Origin of the sequence: Mycobacterium sp. SMC-2 (assembly GCF_025263485.1) — a bacterium.
In the GTDB taxonomy this organism is placed as follows: domain Bacteria; phylum Actinomycetota; class Actinomycetes; order Mycobacteriales; family Mycobacteriaceae; genus Mycobacterium.
In genome coordinates, this window is the sequence record NZ_CP079863.1 from 1,569,801 (window position 1) to 1,591,141 (window position 21,341).

Consider the following 21,341-nt stretch of genomic DNA (forward strand, 5'->3'; position numbering starts at 1 on the left):
TTCACCATGGCTTCCCGAATGGGCCGGAATGAAACTCAGCGGCGTATGCGGGGAATTTGCCCGAGAATACTCCCGTTTACCCGGAGTCGGCTGGAGAATGAGGAGGCACCCATGGAGGCTTGGGACGCGATCCGCGCCCGCCGCAACGTCCGGCAGTACAAGCCGGATCCGGTTTCCGAAGACGACCTGATCCGCATCGCCGAGGCCGGGTGGCGGGCGCCGTCGGCCAAGAACCGGCAGCCGTGGGACTTCGTGATCGTCACCGACCGGGCGCAGCTGCGCGAGCTCTCGACCGTCTGGCAGGGTGCCGGGCACATCGCCGCCGCGGCGGCCGCGATTGCCATCGTCGTGCCCGTGCCGCCCGACGAGCGCCGGGTCGTCACCGACAACTACGACGTGGGCCAGGCCACGATGGCGATGATGATCGCCGCCACCGACCTGGGAATCGGGACCGGGCATTCGTCGGTGGGCGACCAGGAGAAGGCGCGCGCCATCCTGGGTGTGCCCGGGGACCGGTTGGTTGCCTTCCTGCTCGGGGTCGGCTATCCCGCCGACCGCCCGCTCACCCCGATCCGCAAGCCGAATCGGCGTCCCTTCTCCGAGGTCGTCCACCACGGTCATTGGTGAGGCGAGCGGTCGCAGGCTCGTCACCGTGCATGACCACCGGGGCGGAGCCGGCGTTGAGGGATCCTGGAGGTATTGGTCATCCCCAAATTTGATATCGCATGCGATATCTCCGGGGGCGCCTTATGGTCCCGGCACGGCGCGGCCGGTGCATGCTTGGGGGCTATGAACAGACATGAGATCACCGAGCAGATCGTCGTGGCTCGCCTGAGGCTCGGCCTGACGTGGCAGCAGCTGGCCGACGCCATCGACCGGCCGGTGGTATGGACCACCGCGGCGCTGCTCGGCCAGCACTCCATTCCCCCTGAGCTGGCACGGATTCTGGTCGAGAAGCTGAACCTCGACGAGTCGGCCATACCCGTGCTGGCGGCGCCGCCCATGCGTGGCGGGCTGCCCACCGCCGTGCCGACCGATCCGACGATCTATCGGTTCTACGAGGCCCTGCAGGTCTACGGTGGCGCCATCAAGGAGTTGATACACGAACAGTTCGGCGACGGCATCATGAGCGCGATCAACTTCAGCGTCGACCTGCGAAAGAAGTCCCACCCGTCGGGCGATCGCGTCGTGGTGACCCTGGACCGCAAATTCCTTCCCTATCAATGGGTTTCGGCGGAAAGCTGAATGGCGGCCGAAACGAAACCGGTGGACCTGGTTCTCTCCGGCGGCGGCGTGAAGTTCATCGGCCTGGTCGGCGCGGTTGCCGGGCTGATGGATGCGGGGTACTCGGCCTATCGGGTGTCGGGTGTTTCGGCCGGATCGGTGGTCGCGGCGATCTCGGCGGCCGCGTCCAGGGGCGATCAACTGACCAGCGCTCAGATCAGGGAACTCGCGCTGTCGGTGCCGTTGCGGCAATGGCGCGACGCGGGGCCGCTGCCCGTCGTCGGTTCCGCGTGGGGACTGGTGCGCGACACGGCGATGTACCGCGGCGACTTCGCCCACGACTGGGTGCGTAGCGAGCTGAAGAACCTGGGGGTGGTCACGTTCGGCGACCTGGCCCTCGACGACGATGAGCTGCCCCCGGAACGGCGCTACCAGGTGGCGGTCACCGTCGCCGACGTCACCGCCGCGCAGCTGGTGCGGCTGCCGTGGGACTACCGGCGGCTCTACGGGCGCGATCCCGACGAGCAGCCGGTCGCCGACGCGGTCCGCGCCTCGATGGCGATCCCGTTCTTCTACCCGCCGGTCACGCTGGCCAACACCGCGGGACTCACGTCCAACCTGGTCGACGGTGGGGTGCTGTCGAACTTCCCGATCGAGTCGCTGGACCGAACCGACGGCAAACCGCCGCGCTGGCCCACGTTCGGAATCACGGTGATGCCCAAGCTCGCCGAGGGCGTCGAGCAAGTGTTCCCCGCGTTGCGCCCGCTGCGCTTCCTCAAACAATCCGCATTGCTGCAAAGCCTTTTCACCACCATGTTGGTCGGCCACGACCAGGCGCAGCTGAGCCTGCCGTGGGTCAAGTGCCGAACCATCGGAGTTGCCTCCACCGACGTGAGCGTTCTGGACTTCGGCATTTCCAGGGGGCGCCTGGAAGAGCTCTATGACAGGGGCTATGCGGCGACGCGGGACTTCCTGTCGACCTGGGATTGGCCGGCGTATCTCGAGCGGTTCCGGTGAACGAGTGAAGTGATTGCGCGGCAGGCGCGTGTCACACTGACGGCGAGGAGGCGAAGGGAACGCGGTGACTGCCGGCGGCGGTCACCGCGTTCGCCTTTTCAGCTCATCAAGACCTGCGGGGAAAGTTCTTTCAGCATCGCGTTGGCCCAACGCATCTGACGCAACGTCTCGGGATGGCAGCGCGTCGCCAAGCTCAGCAGTTCGGAATCCTTGCCGGCCTGCGCGCCCTGGGACAGCAGCTCCCAATCCAGCGACACCCCGGCCGCCACCCGGTGAATCCGCCGCAGATCGGCGAGCAGCACCAGGCCGGGCTCGGGCCGGTGCCGCAACATGCCGCTCAGCCGGGACTGGACGAATCCGGTGATCGCACCGGTGCGCGGCTCGGCGGACAGGCACAGGCCGTAATGGCGGCCGTGCTCGGCCAGCCCGTTGAGGTGTTGCTGCGACCAGCCGGCCATGTCGTGAGCCAGGTGGTGGATGTCCTGGTCGCTGTGGTGTCGCGCGGCCACCACGTTGAGCTCGTGGGCCAGCTTGCGTTCCGAGCGGTGCAACTCGCGGATCGCCAACTTCAGCTTCATCGCCGGCCTCCGGCCGCCAGCGCTTCCGTCACGCCGGCGGCCGCGCCACCCGCCGTCGCGGGCACCGCCCCGTCGACCGGCGCGGACGCCGTGGTGGTCGGCGCGTAACCGGCCACAGTCCTCTCGGTGTGGCGCGCACGGACCTTCCGCAATCGGGCCGCGGCCGTCTTGTAGATCGGCTGCTTGGAAACCGGGTCCCAATCGGTGATCGTGAGTTCGTTGCCGGCCCGCTGATGGGCTTTGCCGCCGATGTCCCAGTAGCCGTAGTGGAAGGGCACGAACAAGACGCCGTCGCGAATCCCGCAGATGCGGGCGGCGCCGGTGACGCAGCCACGCGGCGTGCTCACCTCGACGAGGTCGCCCTCGGCGATGCCCAGCCGCCCGGCGTCACCTTGCGAGACCTCCACCCACACCTCGGGCGCGGCGTCTTGAAGCTGTTGTGCCCGGGCCGTTTTCGTGCGGGTGTGAAAGTGGTATACCGTGCGGCCGGTGATCAACGCGAACGGATACTCGGAGCTGGGCCGCTCGTGCGGGGGGATGTATTCGGCCGCCTTGATGATGGCCTTGCCGTAGGGGTTCATGGACCGGTACTCGTCCGGCTGCAGCGGAGCGCCGGTGATCAGATCCTTGCCGTAGGCCTCGCAGTAATCCGGGTGCGCCCAGAACTTGCCGTCGGTGTAAAGCCGTTCACCCCCGTCGGGATTCTCTGCGTTGCAAGGCCATTGGACGCCGCTGCCGCCGCGCAGCTTCGCGTAGGTCAATCCCGTGTAGTCGCACGGCCTTCCCGCGCTGCATTTCTTCCACGCCTCGAACGCCGACTCGGGATCCGTCCAGGGCGGGAACGGCCTGCCGTCCTTGTCGCGAAAGTCCATCCGCCGCGCGTAGTCCAGGAAGATGTCGAGGTCGGAGCGCGCGGAACCCGGTGGCTCGATGGCCTTTTCGGAAAGATGGACGGTGCGGTCGGCGTTGGTGAAGGTGCCCGTCTTTTCGCCCCATGCCGCGGCCGGCAGCACCACGTCGGCCAGCGCGGCGGTCTCGGTCATGAAGATGTCCTCGACGATCAAGAACAGCCGCTCCTGGGACAGGATGTCGCGGATCCGCGCCAGCTCCGGCAGTGACACCGCGGGATTGGTGGCGGTGACCCACAACATCCGCAGGGTCCCCTCCTCGGCGAACCGGAACATCTGCATGGCGTGCGTGGGTGGCGCGTAGTGCGGAATCTGCAGCGGCTCGAGGTTCCACAGCTTCGCCAGCTCGGCGATGTGGGAGTCGTTGGACCAGTTGCGGAAGCCGGCCAGGTCCCCGTCCGCGCCGCATTCGCGGGTGTTCTCCGCCGTCGGCTGTCCGTTCATCTGCAGCACACCGCAGCCCGGCTTGCCGAGCATGCCGCGTATCAGGTGAATGTTGTTGACCTGCACCGACGCCGCCGTCGCCTGGTGCGACTGGTAGAAACCCTGCAGCACGGTGGACAGCAGCCGCTCGGCGGTGCCGATCAGCCGCGCCGCGCGGCGGATGTCCTCGGCGGCCACGCCGCAGATCTCGGCTACTCGCTCGGGTCCGAACTCGTCGACCCGCTTGCGCAGCTCGTCGAAACCGACCGTGTTCGCGTCGATGTAGTCGCGGTCGATCCAGCCGTGGGTGATGATCTCGTGCAGCAGGCCGTTCATCAACGCCACGTTGGTGCCGGGCAGCGGCGCGAGGTGGACCGTGGCGTGCCGGGCGACCGGCGTGAGCCGGGGGTCGACGCACACGATCGCCGGCGGCGAGTCGCCGGCCAGCCGGTCCAGCATCCTGGCCCACAACACCGTCTGCGTTTCGGCGACGTTGTGGCCGAACAGCGCGATGACGTCGGCATGGTCGACGTCGGTGTAGGAACCCGGCTGCCCGTCGCAGCCGAACGATTCCTTCAGCGCCTCGGCCGCCGTAGCAGTGCACAGCCGGGTATTGCCGTCGACGTGGTTGGTGCCGATCGCCCCGTGCGCGATGGCGCCCTGGGTGTAGTACGCCTCCAGGAACAGCTGCCCGGAGGTGTAGAAGCCGATCGAGCTGGGGCCGTAGGTGTCGAGCAACTGCCTGCTGCGCGCCACGATGTGGTCCATCGCCGTGTCCCAGTCGCACGGCTTCAATTCGCCGCCGACCCGAATCATGGGCCTGGTCAAGCGATCACGCGAGTTGTTGGCCTGCCAGCCGAACAGGTCCTTGGGGTCGAGCCGACCGTGGTTGACCCGGTCGACGGCGCGCCCCCGCACCCCCACGATCCGCCCGCCCGTGACCGCGATGTCCAGGCCGTCGCCGTTGGAGTGCAGCACCGCGGCCGACTGCACCCAGCGGTCGACCAACTCGGGGGTGACGCCGTCGGCCAGGTAGGTGTCCACGCGCTCGGGCCACCGCGTGCCCGGTTCGTACGGTGTCCGGGTTCCCCACGGTTCGGCGATCCGGTCTACTGCCACGCCGGGAGGCGTACCCGGCCGCCGGTGTCCAAAACGTTCCAGACCAGGCCAGTTACAGCCCGAACTCGGCCTCGATGCCGTCGATCCCGGCGCGAATGGCTTTGAGCGCGTCGGCCCGGGCACGCAATTTCGTTGCGGCGTGGGCGTGTTGGTGCAGACCGGCGAATCCGCGCGCGGCCTCCTCGGCGCGACTCACCACCATCTCCGGTAGCACGATCTCGTCGACGAAGCCGGCGGCCAGCGCGGTCTCTCCGAAGAACGTCTTGGCGAGCCCGGCGGCCTGCTGGTAGGCCGACTGCGTCAGCCGGAGCTTCATGATCTCCAGGGCCGCGTACGGGATGACCATGCCGATCGCCACCTCGTTGGCCTGGATGTTGTAGGCGTGCGCGGCCACCCGGTGGTCGCCGGACGACAGCAGGAACGCCCCCATCGCGATGGCGTGGCCGGTGCAGGCCATCACCACCGGCTTGGGATGAGACAACAGCCGATAGGCCAGCTCGAAGCCGCCCCGCAGCATGTCGATCGCCGGCTGCGCCTGGCCCGAGGTCAGGATCTTCAGGTCGAACCCGCCGCTGAACACCCGCTCGTTCCCGGTGATCACCAGTGCCCCGGCGTTGTCGGCGTCGGCTTGGTCGATCGCCTCGCCCAGCGCCTGCTGCATCGTCGGGCCAAGGGCGTTGACCTTGCCGTCGTCCATCCTGATGACCGCGATGGAATCCTTGAGGCTGTAGTGAACCGGGCCGCTCATTTCCTTGCTGGCTCCTTGCCGTCACGCGGGCTGGCTGTGGTGTTTGCCCAGGTCGTCCGCGGCCTCACTCCAGCGCAGGTTGACATCGGTGGGCTCGTCGAGCTGGCGGGTGCGCCATCTGTCCTGCGTTTCCCGCACGGCGCCGTTGATCCGTTCGATCTCGCCGCGGAATACCTCGGGACGGGTTTCCTTGCTCGCGTAGTGGAAGTAGGTCAGCAGGCCACGCAACAGCTCCAGCTTCTGCTTCTCCCGCTTCGCCAGGTCGTGGGTGGTCATCAGCTCGATGCGCTGGACGGGCGGCAAGGAGTCCCAGTCCAGCACCACCTGGGTTTCCAGCGGGAGGCGTTCGCGCTCCCAGAACCGCCGCCCGCGCGGGCGCTCCGGCCGGTCGAAGTATTTGATGGTGCCGGTGAAGCGGGACTCGATGCCGCTGCCGATCTCCGCGCGGTCGAGAGCCGAATCCCACACCATCCGCCATTCCTGGCCGGGGGCCAGCACCGGCAACTGGCGCGGGAGCCGCAGTTCGACGACGTCGGCGTAGCCGTCGGTGGCGTTCTCGTATTCGGCCACCGTCGGCGGATTCACGAACGAGAACGTGATGTCGTACGCCGCCGTCTGACCGAAGTTCCTGACCACCAGTTCGATCACGTGCCAGTCGGCGGGGTGTGGCTCCATGAACATTGCGACCTGCGGCCGGGTCTGCTCGGCGAGCAGCCGGCGGTTGCGGGTGATCTGCCGGTTGGTGAAGACGAGGGCGACGACGGCGAGCGCGATCGCCGCCCACGCCGCCCACGCGATCCAGGTGCTGGACCCGACGTTCGTGATTCCGTTCCAGCCGTCCTGGATCCACCCCATGGAATCCACCCTCCGCTTATATCACAGGCAAGGCATCGCGGGACCGGGCAAGAGACGCCGGTTGCAAAGTCCGGCCCCCTGACGGCGGATCAGTGAATACCTGTAGATGACCGCCCGGTGTGCTGCGCGGCAGCACCGGAGGACGTGCGCCTCGGTGCGCTTGCTTGCGGCTTCGGGTACATGAAAGCCAGCGGCAGAAAAGTCAGCGCCACCAGTACGACCGCCACCACAAACGCCGCGCCGTAGGCGTGCGAAAGGTCGATCCGGGAAGGGGGCTGGCCGGGCGTTACCGTTTGATCGAGCCGGCTGGTCAGGATCACCGACAGGAGCGCGGTCCCCACCGCGGCCGCCACCTGCTGATTGACCTTGATCAGCGTCGAACCCCTGGCCATCTGATGCGGGGCCAGCGTCTGCATCGCCACGGCGACCAGCGGCATCCGGGTAGCGCCCATGCCCAGCCCCAAGATCGTCAGACCGGTCAGCAGCACCGGCAGCGACTCGCGCTGCAGGGCGACACCGTAAGCGAACACACCCATGCCCGCGACGTTCAACGCGACGCCGATGGCAAGAACCCCGCGAGCGCCGCGTCGGTCCATCGACCTGCCCGCCCACGGCATGCTCACCGCGGCACCGATTCCTCGGGGGACCACGCTCATCCCGGCTTGAAGAGGCGTCTGGTTGCCCAGCTGCTGGAAGTAGCTGGGGAACAGCACCCCGGCGCCGAAGGTCGAGACGATATAGAAGAACATGGCGACATTAGTGAGTGTGAACGCCCGGTTGGTCAGTAGGCGCAGATCGATCAGGGGCTTATCCGACCGGCGGAGGGCGTGAAACACGAACCCGACGAGCAACGCCATCCCAACGGCTAGGGGTACCCACACGTGCCCGTCGGTCACGCTGCGGCGGATCGGGATTTCGGACATCCCGTACAACAGCGCTGGCAGGCCTGGCGACAGCAGCAGCATCCCGACGACGTCGAAGGTTTCCGACGGTGACGGGTCGTCGCCGGGCAACACGATCGCGGCCAGGACAACTGCGGCCGCACCGAACGGCAGGTTGATCCAGAAGATCCACTGCCAGCTGTAGCTGTCGATGAGCCAACCGCCCAAGACAGGGCCAAACGCTGGAGCGAGCACCACCGGGATGCCGAGGACAGCCATCACGCGGCCAACCCGTTGCGGACCCGCCTCGCGGTTGACGATGGTCAGGGTCAGGGTCGTGAGCATGCCGCCGCCGAGACCTTGCAGCACCCGAGAGACGATCAGCGCGGTGATGTTTGGAGCTACCGCGCATAACAGCGAGCCCAGTGTGAACGCGACGACGGAACCGATGAACATTCGTTTCGTGCCGAATCGGTCGGCTGCCCAACCGGCGAGCGGGATCACGGCGGCTAACGCGAGTGTGTAACCGGTGATCGTCCAGGAAACGACGGCCTGGGTGGAGCCGAAGGTGGCGACGAACGTGCGTTGTGCGACGGTGACGACCGTCGTGTCCAAGAGGTTCATGAACGAGCCCAGGACGCACACCCCTGCTATCCACCACAGCCTGGCGTCCAGCGTGGGCAGGCCGGGTTGCCGCCCGCGCGGGCGGCGTATCACCGCAATTCCCACGAGCGGTGGGAAGGCGTCAGTCTTTCCACCGCGCCCAGGGCCGTCGCGGTCCGCTCTTCCCAGCCGCCATCGACGACGACGAATGGTCGTACCGCTGCGCGCAAAGCGCGCTCGCAGCGGCCGACGAAGTCAACGTCCGCACCGAGTGGAGAAGCCAGGCCGGTGGTGTCCGAAGACGCATCGGGCGTCATGAGCAGCGTGAGATCATAAGGGCGACAAGCTAATTCACAGATCTCCTGAGGGCAGCTTCCCGACAGCAACTCGGCCCACACGGTGGTCGCCAGCGGATCGGCACAGATCAGCACGCGATCGGCGTCGCGCGCTAAGGCTTCCTCAGAAGCGATCTGTCCGCGAACGAATTCTCTGCAATCCCATCCAGCCGACGAGCCTCCCCGCAGGCCCGGTAGTGCCGTTGACCACTCCGGAACCCATTTCGTCCCCAGCTTTTCCGCGAGCCCCCTGGCGAGTGCGCCCGTCGCGGTGGGGTCGGGGCCGAGGATGCTGACCCTTTTCACGAAGTTGGGCCGGACGCAGCGTGGGATGTGCTGCCAGTGCGCGAACGGGTCCGCGCGGATGTCCGTCGCACTGACCGGAACGACCGCGCGAGCTTGATCGACTGACACGAAACGCGCCCCGAGGATTTGGGCGAAGTCCGCGCCGTAAGGCTCGGAAGCAAAGACGAAATCGGGACGCTCCGGGAGGACTCCGTCCAAGCGGGCCTTCCACGTGGCCCACGACGGCGGGTGCTGCACGTTCTCGATGGAAAGAGGAAGCACCCGATCGAAGGGGAACAGCTCACGCATCCACGCCAGGCGCTGAGTGCCCGATATCGGGTCGCCGGCCTGTACCGAGATAACGACCGTCAGATCGTCCACCCATCGGTGGGCGAACTCGCAAAGGTAAACGTGGCCGGCGTGGGGCGGCAAAAACCTCCCCAGCACCATTCCGCGGGTCACGACGGCCCACGATCGCCGAATTCGCGCTCACCGCGACGTGGTTGCCGGCCGAAACGCTGCACGAAGATTATTTAGCACCCGTAGCGCCCCGCGTCTGGATAAATCGGAGTCTCGATGTCGCGGTGCGGATTGGCCAGCCCGGTGGCGCACCGCCGGGCCGAGGCGTGGCTCCGCGCGCCTCAGCCGCCCATCAGCATCCGCCACTGGGCGAGGTCCGCGGCCCGATACACGTAGTTGGAACGCTTGACCTCCGACAGCGAAGCGCTCGGCTCAGCCGAATACCAGTGCCCCGGAAACACGATCGGGTCACCGGGCAGCGTCGCGAGTTGCCGCAGGCTGCGGTACATCTCGTCGGAGTCGCCGCCGGGAAAGTCGGTGCGCCCGCAGCCCTCCAGGAACAGCGTGTCACCGGCGACGAGGCGGCCGTCGAGCAGGAAGCATTGGCTGCCCGGCGTGTGGCCGGGAGTGTGCAGCAACTCGATCTCGATGTCGCCGATGCTGACCTTGTCGTGATTCTCGTGGGCGGTGAGGTCGCCGAGGCTGATCCCGGTGACCCGCGAAACCCATTGCGCCTCATGGATATTGACGTGAACCGGCACGACTTTGCGTTCCAGCAGCTCGGCTAGGCCCTGCAGCGAAAAGCCCATCATCGACCCACCGACGTGGTCGGGATGATGATGGGTCACCAGCACGCCGGACAGGTGCATGCCGTCGGCCTCGAGCGTGTCGAGCAAATCACCCGCCGCGTACGCGGGGTCGACCACCACGCAGTCGCCCGTTTGGCGGTCGCCGATCAGGTAGGCGAAGTTGCGCATCTGGGCCGCGAACATGTCGCCGGCGGCGAAGTCGCGACCGGAGAGCAGTTGACGAAAGTACAGCCGGTCTGTTGACACGTGACCAGAGTAGGGCGTGCGGACCGAGGGTCGGCAGCGCGCCGGGAACTTTGTCGACCCCGCCCGCGAGCAGGGATTGGGCGTCTGTCCGGTGGGTATTGTTGGCGCATGAGGAAGAAGGTCGAAATCGAGATCGACGTCGATCTGGTCGACGAGGCGATACGCCGCTTCCAGTTGGCCGATGCCCGAGAGGCCATCAACCTCGCGTTGCGCACCCTGCTCACCGGAGCCGAAGGCGGCGAACCGGGCGAGGAGTACGACGAATTCAGCGACCCCAGCGCCTGGCAGCCCCGCCCCGGCGGTGCCGCCGCCCCGTAAAGCCCGTGGTTTGGTCCCGTTGCGAGCCAGGTTGTACCCTCTTTTAGGCCCGCGGCACTGCCGATTCGGGTGAACGGCCCCCTTAGCTCAGTCGGTAGAGCGTTTCCATGGTAAGGAAAAGGTCAACGGTTCGATTCCGTTAGGGGGCTCGGCGGATGCCGAGCAGGCGTGGCGGCCCCGGACTCCAACAGGGGTAGCCAGAGGCGATGTAGCTCAGTCGGTTAGAGCGAACGACTCATAATCGTTAGGTCGCCGGTTCGAGTCCGGCCATCGCTACAACACAACAACGTGCACTTTGAGAGATTTGAGAGAGAACCGTCATGGCGTCCAGTACCGACGTGCGGCCGAAGATCACCTTGGCCTGCGAGGTGTGCAAGCACCGCAACTACATCACCAAGAAGAATCGCCGGAACGACCCGGACCGCATGGAGCTGAAGAAGTTCTGCCCCAACTGCGGCAAGCACCAGGCGCACCGGGAAACGCGCTAGCGGCGACCCTCAACCGTTTATTCGCCCACTGACTAGGTAGATTTTAGAGCCGTGCCGTTAAGCGAAAGCATCGTCGGGATGCACTACCGCTACCCCGACTATTACATCGTGGAGCGGGAGAAAGTCCGCGAGTACGCCGTCGCCGTGCAAAATGACGACGCCTTCTATCTCGAGGAGAAGGCGGCGGCCGATCTCGGCTATGGCGGGCTGCTCGCGCCGTTGACGTTCATCTGCGTGTTCGGCTACCAGGCGCAGACATCCTTCTTCAAGCACGCGAACATCGCCGTCCACGACGCGCAGATCGTGCAGGTCGACCAGGTGCTGAAGTTCATGGCGCCAATCGTGGCGGGCGACAAGCTGTACTGCGACGTCTACGTGGACTCGGTGCGGGTTTCGCACGGCACTCAGATCATCGTGACCAAGAACGTCGTCACCAACGAAGCCGGTGACGTCGTCCAGGAGACCTACACGACCCTGGCGGGCCGTGCCGGCGAAAACGGAGAAGAGGGATTTTCTGATGCCACTGCGTGAGTTCAGCTCGGTGAAGGTGGGTGACCAGCTCCCCGAGAAGACCTATCCGCTGACCCGTCAGGATCTGGTGAACTACGCGGGAGTGTCCGGGGACCTGAACCCGATCCACTGGGACGACGAGATGGCCAAGGTCGTCGGGTTGGACACCGCGATCGCGCACGGCATGCTGACCATGGGCATCGGTGGCGGCTACGTCACCTCGTGGATCGGTGACCCCGGTGCGGTCACCGAGTACAACGTGCGGTTCACCGCGGTGGTGCCGGTGCCCAACGACGGCAAGGGCGCCGAGCTGGTCTTCAGCGGCCGGGTGAAGTCCGTCGATCCGGAGACCAAGTCGGTAACCATCGCGTTGACGGCCACCACCGGCGGCAAGAAGATCTTCGGTAGGGCCATCGCCTCCGCGACACTCGCATAGGCGGGCCCCGCTTAATGGCGCTCAAGACCGATATCCGCGGGATGATCTGGCGGTACCCGGACTATTTCGTGGTGGGCCGTGAACAACTCCGTCAGTTCGCGTTAGCCACCAAGAACCGCCACCCGGCCCACTTCGACGAAGACGCGGCCGCCGAACTCGGCCACGACGCGATCGTGGCGCCCCTGACCTTCGCAACCATCTTCGCCAAGCTGGTTCAGCTGGATTTCTTCCGGCACGTCGACATCGGCATGGAGACGCTGGTGATCGTCCAGGTCGACCAGAGGTTCGTGTTCTCCAAGCCGATCAAGGCCGGCGACAAGCTGTGGGCGCGGATGGACATCGTGTCGGTGGACGAGCGTTTCGGCGCCGACATCGTCGTCACCAAGAACATCTGCACCGACGATCACGGTGAGGTGGTCTTGGAGGCCTACACCACGTTGATGAGCCAGTACGCCGACCAGTCGGCGAATCTCAAATGGGACTCGGAGTCCGGCCAGGTCGTCAGAACGGCGTAATTAGTATCTGACTCCCGCGTCGATGTACACTCGGACCTCGGGGTTTTCCCAGCGTTAGCGCGCTTTCCGTGAGTCGAGCGATCGGAAGGCGCGCGTGTCATGTGAGCCCCGGTAGGTAAGCGCAGGTTGGCCTGCCAACCGCGAAGGGGCGTAGCTCAACTGGCAGAGCAGCGGTCTCCAAAACCGCAGGTTGCAGGTTCAAGTCCTGTCGCCCCTGCTGAACGCGACGTCTGGCGACGATGCGGGCCGGAATGGCCCGAGGAGGAGCCCGACAATAGAAAAGGCGTGCCATGGTGGACACTGGAATAGTGGCCGTTCACCACGGGATGGCCCGCGGGGTACGAGCAAACTTAAGGAGCATGCGGTGAGCGACGAAGGCGACGCTGCCAACGACGCCACAAGCGACGGCGCAGACAGGGGTGAGGACCGCGCGAACGGCGGCCGGACCGCTGTGGTGACGCGGCCGCAGCGCCCCACCGGCAAACGCACCCGGCAGCGAGCGACCGATGCCGGCGAGGACGTCGACGTAGAGTCGGCGGACGAGGTCGAGGTCGCCAAGCAGGACAAGGCCACCAAGGGCGCCAAAGCCAAGAAGGCCAAAAAACCGAAGAAGCCCGGGGAGCGTTCGGCCAACCCGTTCGTCTTCGTCTACAACTACCTCAAGCAGGTGGTTGCGGAGATGCGGAAGGTTATCTGGCCCAACCGCAAGCAGATGCTCACCTACACATCGGTGGTGCTGGTGTTCCTGGCCTTCATGGTGGCGCTGGTCGGCGGCGCGGATTTCGGCCTCACCAAGCTGGTGCTGCTGGTGTTCGGCTGAGCGAGAGATAGAGAGGACTGAAAACCGTGACTACCTTCGACGGTGACACGTCCGCGGGTGAAGCGGTCGACGTAGAAGAGCGCGCCGAGGAGACTGAGACCTCCGCGGCCGAGGCCCCCGAGGAGTCGGCCGAAGAGGTCGACCCGGCGGCCGCGCTCAAGGCGGAGCTGCGCAGCAAGCCGGGCGACTGGTACGTCATCCACTCCTACGCGGGATACGAGAACAAGGTCAAAGCCAATCTCGAGACGCGTGTGCAGAACCTGGACGTCGGCGACTACATCTTCCAGGTCGAGGTGCCGACCGAAGAGGTCACCGAGATCAAGAACGGCCAGCGCAAGCAGGTCAACCGCAAGGTGCTGCCCGGCTACATCCTGGTGCGCATGGATCTGACCGACGACTCGTGGGCCGCGGTGCGCAACACGCCGGGCGTCACCGGGTTCGTCGGGGCGACGTCGCGACCGTCGGCCCTGGCCCTGGACGACGTGGTCAAGTTCCTGCTGCCGCGGGGGGCGACCAAGAAGGCCGCCAAGGGCGTGGCCGCCGCGGCCGCCACGGCCGAGGCCGGTGGGTTGGAGCGCCCGGTCGTCGAGGTCGACTACGAGGTCGGCGAATCGGTGACGGTCATGGACGGGCCGTTCGCCACGCTGCCGGCGACCATCAGCGAGGTCAACGGCGAACAGCAGAAGCTCAAGGTGCTGGTGTCGATCTTCGGCCGCGAGACGCCGGTGGAATTGACGTTCAGCCAGGTCTCGAAGATTTAGAACGCGTTAGCTAGGAAGGAACACCAACACCCATGGCCCCGAAGAAGAAAGTCGCTGGGCTGATCAAGCTGCAGATCGTGGCGGGGCAGGCCAACCCTGCGCCGCCGGTGGGGCCCGCGCTCGGCCAGCACGGCGTCAACATCATGGAGTTCTGCAAGGCCTACAACGCCGCCACGGAGAACCAGCGCGGCCAGGTCATCCCGGTGGAGATCACGGTCTACGAGGACCGCAGCTTCACCTTCGCGCTCAAGACGCCGCCCGCCGCGAAGCTGCTACTCAAGGCCGCGGGCGTGGGCAAGGGCTCGGCCGAGCCGCACAAGACCAAGGTCGCCAAGGTCACCTGGGACCAGGTTCGTGAGATCGCCGAGACCAAGAAGACCGATCTCAACGCCAACGACATCGACGCGGCCGCCAAGATCATCGCCGGCACCGCCCGGTCGATGGGGATCACCGTCGAATAGAACCGCATAGTTCGACCCCAACCGTGGGAGGGCCAGCTTCGGCCCGCTGCTTAACCACGACCCAACACCCGATTGGATGAATCAATGAGCAAGAACAGCAAGGCATACCGCGCCGCCGCCGAGAAGGTGGACCGCAACAACCTGTACAGCCCCCTGGAGGCGGCCAAGCTCGCGAAGGAGACGTCCTCGGCCAAGCAGGACGCGACGGTCGAGGTGGCGATCCGGCTCGGCGTCGACCCCCGCAAGGCGGACCAGATGGTCCGCGGCACGGTCAACCTGCCGCACGGCACGGGTAAGACCGCCCGCGTCGCGGTGTTCGCGGTCGGCGACAAGGCCGAGCAGGCGCAGGCCGCCGGCGCCGACATCGTCGGCAGCGACGACCTCATCGAGAAGATCCAGGGCGGTTTCCTGGACTTCGACGCCGCGATCGCGACCCCCGACCAGATGGCGAAGGTCGGCCGCATCGCCCGCGTGCTCGGTCCGCGCGGCCTGATGCCGAACCCCAAGACGGGCACCGTCACCCCGGACGTCGCCAAGGCGGTGGCCGACATCAAGGGCGGCAAGATCAACTTCCGCATCGACAAGCAGGCCAACCTGCACTTCGTCATCGGGAAGGCGTCCTTCGACGAGAAGGCCCTCGCGGAGAACTACGGCGCCGCGCTCGACGAGGTGTTGCGGCTCAAGCCGTCCGCCTCGAAGGGCCGCTACCTGAAGAAGATCACGGTGTCGACGACCACCGGCCCGGGCATCCCGGTGGACCCGTCGGTCACCCGCAACTTCTCCGAGGCCTGAGTTTCCCGCCGAGCGTCGACTTGTTGGGCAATTCTCAAGGTAATTGGCCCAACAAGTCGACGCTCGGCGACAAAAGCTAGTTGACCGCTCCCGGCTTCAGGTAGGTCACCAGGCTGACGTCGAGCATTTCCTCGGTGAAGTAGTGCTCGCAGCCCCGCAGGTACTTGATGTAGCGGTTGTAGACCTCTTCGGAAGTGACCTCGATGGCCTTCTGTTTGTTGGACTCCAGCGTGTCGCCCCAGATGTGCAGCGTCTTGATGTAGTGCGGACGCAGCGAAAGGGGTTCGGGCACAATAAAACCCGCCTTCTCGCCGTGGTCGACCATCATCTGCGTTGACGGCAGCCGGCCGCCCGGGAAGATTTCGGTGACGATGAACTTGATGAAACGGGCCGTCTCGAAGGTCAGCTTCTTGCCGCGGGCCGCCATCTCGTACGGGTGGTAGCTGACGCTGCTCTGGACGGTCATCCGGCCATCCTCGGGCATGATGTCGTAGCACCTTTTGAAGAAGTCGTCGTAGTTCTCGTGCCCGAAGTGCTCGAAGGCCTCGATCGACACGATCCGGTCGACCGGCTCGTTGAAGTCCTCCCAGTTCTGCAGGCGCACTTCACGCGAACGGTTGGTGTCGATCGACGCCAACACTTGCTCGCAGCGGGCGTGCTGGTTCTTGGACAGTGTCAGGCCGATGACGTTGACGTCGAACCGCTCGACGGCGCGCTTCATGGTGGTGCCCCAGCCGCAGCCGATGTCCAGCAGGGTCATCCCCGGCTTGAGGTCGAGCTTGTCCAGGTTCAGGTCGATCTTGGCGTACTGCGCTTCTTCCAGCGTCATGTCGTCACGCTCGAAGTAGGCGCAGCTGTAGGTCCGGGTCGGGTCCTGGAACAGGGCGAAGAAGTCGTCGGAGACGTCGTAGTGCGCCTGAATGTCCTCGGGAGCCGTCCGAATCTTCGTCGGGCTAGCCGGTTGATCAGCCATTATGGTCTTGTTCTCCTCCGATGAAGTTCACTGCGGATACCCACGCACTTGCTTCGGGGCGTGACGTGCAACGATACCCAACCCTACTTTTCCAGCGTGAATTGGTTGCAGTCGATGTAGGCGGTGCGGAAAGCCCGGGCACAGCCGGTCAGGTACTTCATGTACCGCTCGTACACCTCTTCGGACTGGATCCTGATCGCGTCGTCCCTGCGCGCCTGCAGGGCGCCGGCCCACAGGTCGAGGGTCTTGGCGAAGTCGGTCCGCAGCGACTGGACGTGGGTCACCCGGAAGCCGTTCCTCGTCGAGTGCTCCTCGATGGTCTCGATCATCGGCAGCCGACCCCCCGGGAAGATGTCGGTCACGATGAACTTGATGAACTTGGCGACCTCGATCGTCAGGGGCAGGCCCCGCTCGATGACCTGCCTTCCGTGCAATCCCGTGATCGAGTGCAGCAGCATCACGCCGTCGCCGGGCATGGCGGTGTAGGCGAATTTGAAGAAGTCGTCGTAGCGGTGAAAGCCGAAGTGCTCCAACGCCTCGATGGTGACGATGCGGTCGACCGGTTCGTTGAAGTCGGCCCAGTCGCACAGCAGTGCCCGCCGCGACCGGCCGCTGTCGATCCCGTCGAGCACCTGCTGGCAATAGGCATGCTGATTCTTGGACAGGGTCAGCCCCACGACGTTGACGTCGTAGCGCTCGACGGCGCGTTTCAACACCGAACCCCAACCGCAGCCGACGTCGAGCAAGGTCATCCCCGGCTGGAGCCCGAGCTTGTCCAGCGTCAGGTCGAGCTTGGCGAGCTGCGCTTCGTGCAAGGTCATGTTCTCGCGGGGGAAATACGCGCAGCTGTAGGTGCGGGTCGGATCCTGGAAGAGCGCGAAGAACTCGTTCGACAGGTCGTAGTGCGCCTGTACGTCGTCCAGATTGGACCGCGTACGGACAGTGCCGGTTGGGTTGTCAGACATATGTCCTCCCCAGGGAAACGGACACCAGAGAGGTGGCCATCCCGGGCGAGGCTACTCGGCGAGGATTGAAAACGGCGCATTTGCGCGCGCGTGCGCCGGAGGAGTTTTTACGCGCCGGGCGCTACTTGATGAGCGTGTACTGGGCCACGTTGGAGATGCCCTTGCGGAAGAGGTCCGCGCAACCGGTCAGATAGCGCATGAAGCGGTCGTAGACCTCTTGGGACTGAATGGCGATGGCGCGCTCGCGGTTGGCTTCCAGATTGGCCGCCCACATGTCCAGCGTCCGCGCGTAGTGCGGCCGCAGGTATTCGATCTGCTCGACCGAGAAGCCGCTGGCTTTGGCGTTGTCGACGATATCGGGCTCGCCGCACATCTGGCCGCCGGGAAAGATTTCCTTGCCGAGGAAATGGAAGAAGCGCAGATCCGACATGGTGATGGGGATGCCGCGCTCTTTCCATTGCGACTGCGGATACGTGAATATGCTGTGCATCAGCATCCGGCTGTCATCGGGGAGGGTCTTGTAGGCCCAATCCCAGAACGCGGGCCAGCGTTCCTTTTTGAACGCGTCGAAGGCCTCGAAACTCATGATCCGGTCGACTTGCTCGTCGAACTCTTCCCATCCCTGCAGCCGGGCCTCGGCCCGCCGCGTCGTTCCGATCGCGTCCAGCCTCGCCTTGGTGCGCGCGTAGTGGTTGCGGCTGAGCGTGATGCCGATGACGTTCACGTCGTATTTCTCGACCGCCCGCACCACGGCGCCACCCCAGCCGCAGCCTACGTCCAGCAGCGTCATTCCCGGCTCGAGGTTCAGCTTGTCCAGCCCCAGATCGAGCTTCGCGAGTTGCGCCTCTTCCAGCGTCATGTCGTCGTTCTTGAAGTAGGCGCAGGTGTACACCATGTTGGGGTCGAGGAACAGCGCGAAGAAGTCGTCTGAAATGTCGTAGGTTGCCTGCGACTCTTCGTAATACGGCTTCAGCTTGGCCATTGGTAGACCCACCTCCTTCGACAACCGTACAACCCGGCGATACTGACACAGATCGCAGGGGAAGCGTTTCGTTTGAGCGTTTTTCGCTCAGTTCGCTTCGGCGAAGTTGGTCACCAGCACACCGATCACCTGGTCCCACAACTGCCGTGGCAGATCATGTCCCATCCCGTCGAATAACACCAATCGAGCGCCGTCAATCGCCCGGGCCACCGCGCGGCCGCCGAAGGGTCGCATCAGCTTGTCGGCCCGGCCGTGGATCACCACGGTCGGGGCGGCGGTCCGCCGGTTGTAGCGCCGCAGGCTGCCGCTGCCCAGCACGGCGTCGAAATGCCGGGCGATGCCCCACGGGTAATAGCTCCGCTCATAGCTTTCGGTGGCCTCGGCCCGAAGTTGCTCCTCCGACGCGAGGTAGCGCTGGCTGCCGATGATCTTGCTCACCCGAATGGCGTTGTCGATGATCACCTCGCGCGGCGAGCCCGGCGACGGCCCCTTGATGAGTGCCAGCAGCTGGCGAGGGCCGGGCGGCGGCAGAAACGCCGAATTGTTGCTGGAGAAGATGACTCCGAGGGTTTTCGTCCGCTCGCTGAACCGTGCGGCGAAGATCTGGGCGATCATGCCGCCCATCGAAGCGCCCACGATGTGCGCGTGATCGATGCCCAGGTGATCCAGCACGGCCGCGGCGTCGTCGGCCATGTCCTCGAGCTTGTAGGGGGCTTCGCTCGACAGACCCAGCCAGGAACGGGCCAACCGCGTCACCAGCGGCTGCCCCGCGCCGCGGTGCTGGGTCTTGCTCGACAGCCCCACGTCCCGGTTGTCGTATCGGATCACGCGCAGGCCCTGGCGGACCAGCTGCTCGCAGAAGGCGGTTCGCCACAGCAGCAGCTGGGCGCCCAGCCCCATGATCAGCAGGACGGGTGGGTCGTCGATGTCGCCCATGTCCTCGTAATACAGCTTCAGGTCGCCTGACGTGGCGTTGCCGGTGCGGACCTCCATCAGACCTCGATGTCGCTCTGGTACTCGCGGCTGACCTCGACCATGAAGTTCGCGAAGTAGCCGGTCAGCTGCGGGTCCGACATCATCTGCCACTTGGGCGCCAGCAGTTTCATGTAGCGCTCGACGTAGAGGAACTGCTTGCCGATCAACACCAGCTCGCGGGGCAGCTTGACGTCGTAGGCGTCGGCCAGGGCCGACAGCTGCCGCCCGATGTCGGCATAGGACATGTCGCCCAGCGTCGACATGGTCAGCGGGGTGGCGAACTTTTCCAGGTCCTTGGCGGCCTGGGCCTCGGGCTTCATGGTGCCGACGGCGCCCATCAGCACCACGATCTTGCCAGCCGCGGCGTGGTCCTTCTTGACCAGCAGGGCGTACACCAGCTCGCGCAGCAGCCAGCGGGTGCGCGGGTCGATGCGGCCCATGATCCCGAAGTCGAAGAACACGATGCGGCCCTGATCGTCGACGTAGAGGTTGCCCGCGTGCAGGTCGCCGTGGAACAGCCCGTGCCGCAGCCCGCCCTCGAAAAGCGAGAACAGCAGCGCCTTCACCAGCTCGACCCCGTCGAAGCCGGCCTTGCGGATGGCGGCGACGTCGTCGATGCGGATGCCGTGCACCCGCTCCATCGTCAGCACCCGCTCGGAGGTGAAGTCCCAGTGCACCTGCGGCACCCGGATGCCCTGGCCCAGCGGTGAGGCGTGCAGGTGCGAGACCCACGCGTCCATCGACTGGGCCTCGAGGCGGAAGTTCAGTTCCTCGGCCAGGTTGTCGGAAAAGTCGGCGACCACGTCCTGCGCCGAGAGCCGGCGGCCCAGCTTGGCCAGCTCGACGGCCTGCGCGAAGCGCTTGAGGATCTGCAGGTCGGCGGCGACCCGGCGGCGGATGCCCGGGCGCTGGATCTTGACGACGACGTCTTCGCCGGTGTGCAGGGTCGCGTAGTGCACCTGGGCGATGGAGGCCGACGCGAATGGCGTCTCCTCCCACTTGGCGAACAGGTCGGCGGGTTCGCCGCCGAGCTCCTCGACGAGGAGCTTGTGCACCTCGTCGGTGTCGGCGGGCGGCACCCGGTCGAGCAGGCCGCGGAATTCGCGGGACAGTGATTCGCCGAACGCCCCTGGGCTGGACGCGATGATCTGCCCGAATTTCACGTACGTCGGGCCGAGGTCGGCGAAGGTCTGCGGGAGCTGCTTGATCACCTTCTGCTGCCACGGCCCCCTACCCGGCAGCTTGGCGACGACGCGAGCGGCGGTGCGGGTGACCTGCCAACCGGTGACGGCTACCCGGGCCGCTTCGACCGGCAGCGGCACCCGGTCGAGCCGGGCCACGTCTCGGTGTTTGGTGGAGCTCATCTGTGCAGTCTGCCAAATCGGCCGAGTCAGGCCCAATTCTCTAGCCCGGACTCCAGGGCTGCACCCAGCCCGGGATCGCCCAGCCTTCCAGACCCGCGATCAACTCGTACATGGTGGCGCCGTCGATGGTTTCGCGGATGATGTCGGCGTGCCCGGCGTGCCGGGCCAGCTCGTTGATCACGTGCAGGATCACCCAGCGCACCGACCAGGCCTCCTGGTCCTTGGGGAACCAGGGGATGTCCCGGGGCACCGGCACCGCCGCGTCGAGGTCCGCGGTCTCCACCAGCCGCAGCGACCTTGCGTTCTGTTCTTCGAAGGCCCGCAGCAAGCCGTCCAGCGTCTCGTCGGGCCGCATCACGTGCTGATCGGCGAACTCGCTGGCGGTCTGCTCGAACGGACGGGTGTCTTTCGGTGGCGCGTCGGGCGCGGCGGCGACCCGTCCCATCCAGCTGCGCTGCATTGCGGTGGCGTGCTTGATCAGACCGCCGATCGAGAGCGCGCTGACCGAGGGGGTGGACCGGGCCTGTTCATCGGTGAGGCCGTAGCTGACGGCGAAATACGCGCTTTGGTGAAACCGCAGGTATTCGCGCAGGGCGCTGCGTTCGTCGGCCACGGGCCGGGCAAGAGCGGGCATTAACGGATATTAGGTC

Annotated in this window: 24 protein-coding genes, 3 tRNA genes and 1 pseudogene; 15 read left to right on the top strand and 13 right to left on the bottom strand. The window is 65.8% G+C overall.

Features of this window, described 5'->3' with window-relative positions:
* The first annotated feature begins 111 nt into the window (after nucleotides 1–111).
* The 3 genes from KXD96_RS07385 (at nucleotide 112) to KXD96_RS07395 (ending at nucleotide 2,241) form a co-directional block, all read left to right on the top strand.
* Nucleotides 112–627, top strand: coding sequence for a nitroreductase family protein (locus tag KXD96_RS07385; protein WP_260743901.1), 516 nt, complete (start codon nucleotides 112–114; stop codon nucleotides 625–627).
* Between the two features lie 162 nt (nucleotides 628–789).
* Nucleotides 790–1,245 carry a cyanase gene (gene cynS, locus KXD96_RS07390; RefSeq protein WP_260743902.1) on the top strand — a complete coding sequence of 152 codons (456 nt, stop codon included), beginning with the start codon at nucleotides 790–792 and terminating at the stop codon, nucleotides 1,243–1,245.
* Nucleotides 1,246–2,241, top strand: a complete 996-nt coding sequence (locus tag KXD96_RS07395) for a patatin-like phospholipase family protein (protein ID WP_260743903.1) — start codon at nucleotides 1,246–1,248, stop codon at nucleotides 2,239–2,241.
* 98 nt (nucleotides 2,242–2,339) lie between these two features.
* On the opposite strand, the gene KXD96_RS07400 is transcribed toward KXD96_RS07395, so the two are convergent.
* The 7 genes and pseudogenes from KXD96_RS07400 to KXD96_RS07430 all read right to left on the bottom strand — a co-directional run bounded on the left by KXD96_RS07400 (nucleotide 2,340) and on the right by KXD96_RS07430 (nucleotide 10,331).
* Nucleotides 2,340–2,819 carry a hypothetical protein gene (locus tag KXD96_RS07400; RefSeq protein ID WP_260743904.1) on the bottom strand — a complete coding sequence of 160 codons (480 nt, stop codon included), beginning with the start codon at nucleotides 2,817–2,819 and terminating at the stop codon, nucleotides 2,340–2,342.
* Nucleotides 2,816–5,269: a molybdopterin oxidoreductase family protein gene (locus KXD96_RS07405; protein ID WP_260743905.1), complete on the bottom strand. Its 2,454-nt coding sequence runs from the start codon at nucleotides 5,267–5,269 to the stop codon at nucleotides 2,816–2,818. The genes KXD96_RS07400 and KXD96_RS07405 overlap by 4 nt, the downstream gene beginning before the upstream one ends.
* Nucleotides 5,270–5,321: 52 nt before the next feature.
* Complete coding sequence (locus KXD96_RS07410) at nucleotides 5,322–6,017, bottom strand: crotonase/enoyl-CoA hydratase family protein (RefSeq protein ID WP_260743906.1); 696 nt, start codon at nucleotides 6,015–6,017, stop codon at nucleotides 5,322–5,324.
* Nucleotides 6,018–6,030: 13 nt separating this feature from the next.
* Nucleotides 6,031–6,872 (bottom strand): annotated as a pseudogene (locus KXD96_RS07415) (hypothetical protein); the annotation flags it as partial.
* Between the two features lie 89 nt (nucleotides 6,873–6,961).
* Nucleotides 6,962–8,470: a DHA2 family efflux MFS transporter permease subunit gene (locus tag KXD96_RS07420; RefSeq protein ID WP_260743907.1), complete on the bottom strand. Its 1,509-nt coding sequence runs from the start codon at nucleotides 8,468–8,470 to the stop codon at nucleotides 6,962–6,964.
* The gene (locus KXD96_RS07425; protein ID WP_260743908.1) at nucleotides 8,467–9,438 is read right to left on the bottom strand and encodes an AAA family ATPase; all 972 of its coding nucleotides are present in this window, start codon (nucleotides 9,436–9,438) and stop codon (nucleotides 8,467–8,469) included. Before KXD96_RS07425 ends, KXD96_RS07420 begins: the two co-directional genes overlap by 4 nt.
* Nucleotides 9,439–9,617: 179 nt before the next feature.
* Nucleotides 9,618–10,331, bottom strand: a complete 714-nt coding sequence (locus KXD96_RS07430; RefSeq protein WP_260743909.1) for an MBL fold metallo-hydrolase — start codon at nucleotides 10,329–10,331, stop codon at nucleotides 9,618–9,620.
* A 108-nt stretch (nucleotides 10,332–10,439) separates the two neighbouring features.
* On the opposite strand from KXD96_RS07430, the gene KXD96_RS07435 reads away from it, so the two are divergent.
* From KXD96_RS07435 to rplA, 12 genes are all read left to right on the top strand, one after another.
* Complete coding sequence (locus tag KXD96_RS07435) at nucleotides 10,440–10,649, top strand: type II toxin-antitoxin system VapB family antitoxin (protein WP_260743910.1); 210 nt, start codon at nucleotides 10,440–10,442, stop codon at nucleotides 10,647–10,649.
* Between the two features lie 76 nt (nucleotides 10,650–10,725).
* Nucleotides 10,726–10,798, top strand: a tRNA-Thr gene (locus KXD96_RS07440).
* 53 nt (nucleotides 10,799–10,851) lie between these two features.
* Nucleotides 10,852–10,925, top strand: a tRNA-Met gene (locus tag KXD96_RS07445).
* Nucleotides 10,926–10,969: 44 nt separating this feature from the next.
* On the top strand, nucleotides 10,970–11,137 hold the full coding sequence (gene rpmG, locus KXD96_RS07450) for a 50S ribosomal protein L33 (RefSeq protein WP_007167776.1): 168 nt from the start codon (nucleotides 10,970–10,972) through the stop codon (nucleotides 11,135–11,137).
* Nucleotides 11,138–11,188: 51 nt separating this feature from the next.
* The gene (gene hadA, locus KXD96_RS07455; RefSeq protein ID WP_260743911.1) at nucleotides 11,189–11,668 is read left to right on the top strand and encodes a (3R)-hydroxyacyl-ACP dehydratase subunit HadA; all 480 of its coding nucleotides are present in this window, start codon (nucleotides 11,189–11,191) and stop codon (nucleotides 11,666–11,668) included.
* Nucleotides 11,655–12,083 (top strand): (3R)-hydroxyacyl-ACP dehydratase subunit HadB, encoded by a 429-nt coding sequence (gene hadB, locus KXD96_RS07460; protein ID WP_065442249.1) that lies wholly within the window; start codon nucleotides 11,655–11,657, stop codon nucleotides 12,081–12,083. The genes hadA and hadB overlap by 14 nt, the downstream gene beginning before the upstream one ends.
* 14 nt (nucleotides 12,084–12,097) lie before the next feature.
* Entirely contained in the window at nucleotides 12,098–12,598 is a 501-nt protein-coding gene (gene hadC, locus KXD96_RS07465; RefSeq protein ID WP_260743912.1) for a (3R)-hydroxyacyl-ACP dehydratase subunit HadC, read from the top strand.
* A gap of 144 nt (nucleotides 12,599–12,742) precedes the next feature.
* Nucleotides 12,743–12,815: transfer RNA gene (locus tag KXD96_RS07470), tRNA-Trp, on the top strand.
* A gap of 147 nt (nucleotides 12,816–12,962) precedes the next feature.
* Nucleotides 12,963–13,418, top strand: coding sequence for a preprotein translocase subunit SecE (gene secE / locus KXD96_RS07475; RefSeq protein ID WP_260743913.1), 456 nt, complete (start codon nucleotides 12,963–12,965; stop codon nucleotides 13,416–13,418).
* 26 nt (nucleotides 13,419–13,444) lie between these two features.
* A complete protein-coding gene (gene nusG / locus KXD96_RS07480; protein WP_260743914.1) occupies nucleotides 13,445–14,179 on the top strand; it encodes a transcription termination/antitermination protein NusG in 735 nt (244 codons plus the stop codon).
* A 32-nt stretch (nucleotides 14,180–14,211) separates the two neighbouring features.
* Nucleotides 14,212–14,640, top strand: a complete 429-nt coding sequence (gene rplK, locus KXD96_RS07485) for a 50S ribosomal protein L11 (RefSeq protein WP_068087268.1) — start codon at nucleotides 14,212–14,214, stop codon at nucleotides 14,638–14,640.
* 84 nt (nucleotides 14,641–14,724) lie between these two features.
* Entirely contained in the window at nucleotides 14,725–15,432 is a 708-nt protein-coding gene (gene rplA / locus KXD96_RS07490; protein ID WP_260743915.1) for a 50S ribosomal protein L1, read from the top strand.
* A 76-nt stretch (nucleotides 15,433–15,508) separates the two neighbouring features.
* Here the strand turns inward: rplA and mmaA4 are convergent, their stop codons facing one another.
* From mmaA4 to KXD96_RS07520, 6 genes are all read right to left on the bottom strand, one after another.
* Nucleotides 15,509–16,405 (bottom strand): hydroxymycolate synthase MmaA4, encoded by an 897-nt coding sequence (mmaA4, locus tag KXD96_RS07495; protein ID WP_260743916.1) that lies wholly within the window; start codon nucleotides 16,403–16,405, stop codon nucleotides 15,509–15,511.
* 83 nt (nucleotides 16,406–16,488) lie between these two features.
* Complete coding sequence (mmaA3, locus tag KXD96_RS07500) at nucleotides 16,489–17,370, bottom strand: methoxy mycolic acid synthase MmaA3 (RefSeq protein WP_260743917.1); 882 nt, start codon at nucleotides 17,368–17,370, stop codon at nucleotides 16,489–16,491.
* 121 nt (nucleotides 17,371–17,491) lie between these two features.
* Nucleotides 17,492–18,352: a cyclopropane mycolic acid synthase family methyltransferase gene (locus KXD96_RS07505; protein WP_260743918.1), complete on the bottom strand. Its 861-nt coding sequence runs from the start codon at nucleotides 18,350–18,352 to the stop codon at nucleotides 17,492–17,494.
* Nucleotides 18,353–18,439: 87 nt separating this feature from the next.
* On the bottom strand, nucleotides 18,440–19,345 hold the full coding sequence (locus KXD96_RS07510; RefSeq protein ID WP_260743919.1) for an alpha/beta fold hydrolase: 906 nt from the start codon (nucleotides 19,343–19,345) through the stop codon (nucleotides 18,440–18,442).
* A complete protein-coding gene (locus KXD96_RS07515; protein WP_260743920.1) occupies nucleotides 19,345–20,691 on the bottom strand; it encodes an AarF/ABC1/UbiB kinase family protein in 1,347 nt (448 codons plus the stop codon). The genes KXD96_RS07510 and KXD96_RS07515 overlap by 1 nt, the downstream gene beginning before the upstream one ends.
* A gap of 40 nt (nucleotides 20,692–20,731) precedes the next feature.
* Nucleotides 20,732–21,304 carry a DinB family protein gene (locus KXD96_RS07520; protein WP_260745264.1) on the bottom strand — a complete coding sequence of 191 codons (573 nt, stop codon included), beginning with the start codon at nucleotides 21,302–21,304 and terminating at the stop codon, nucleotides 20,732–20,734.
* Between the last annotated feature and the right edge of the window lie 37 nt (nucleotides 21,305–21,341).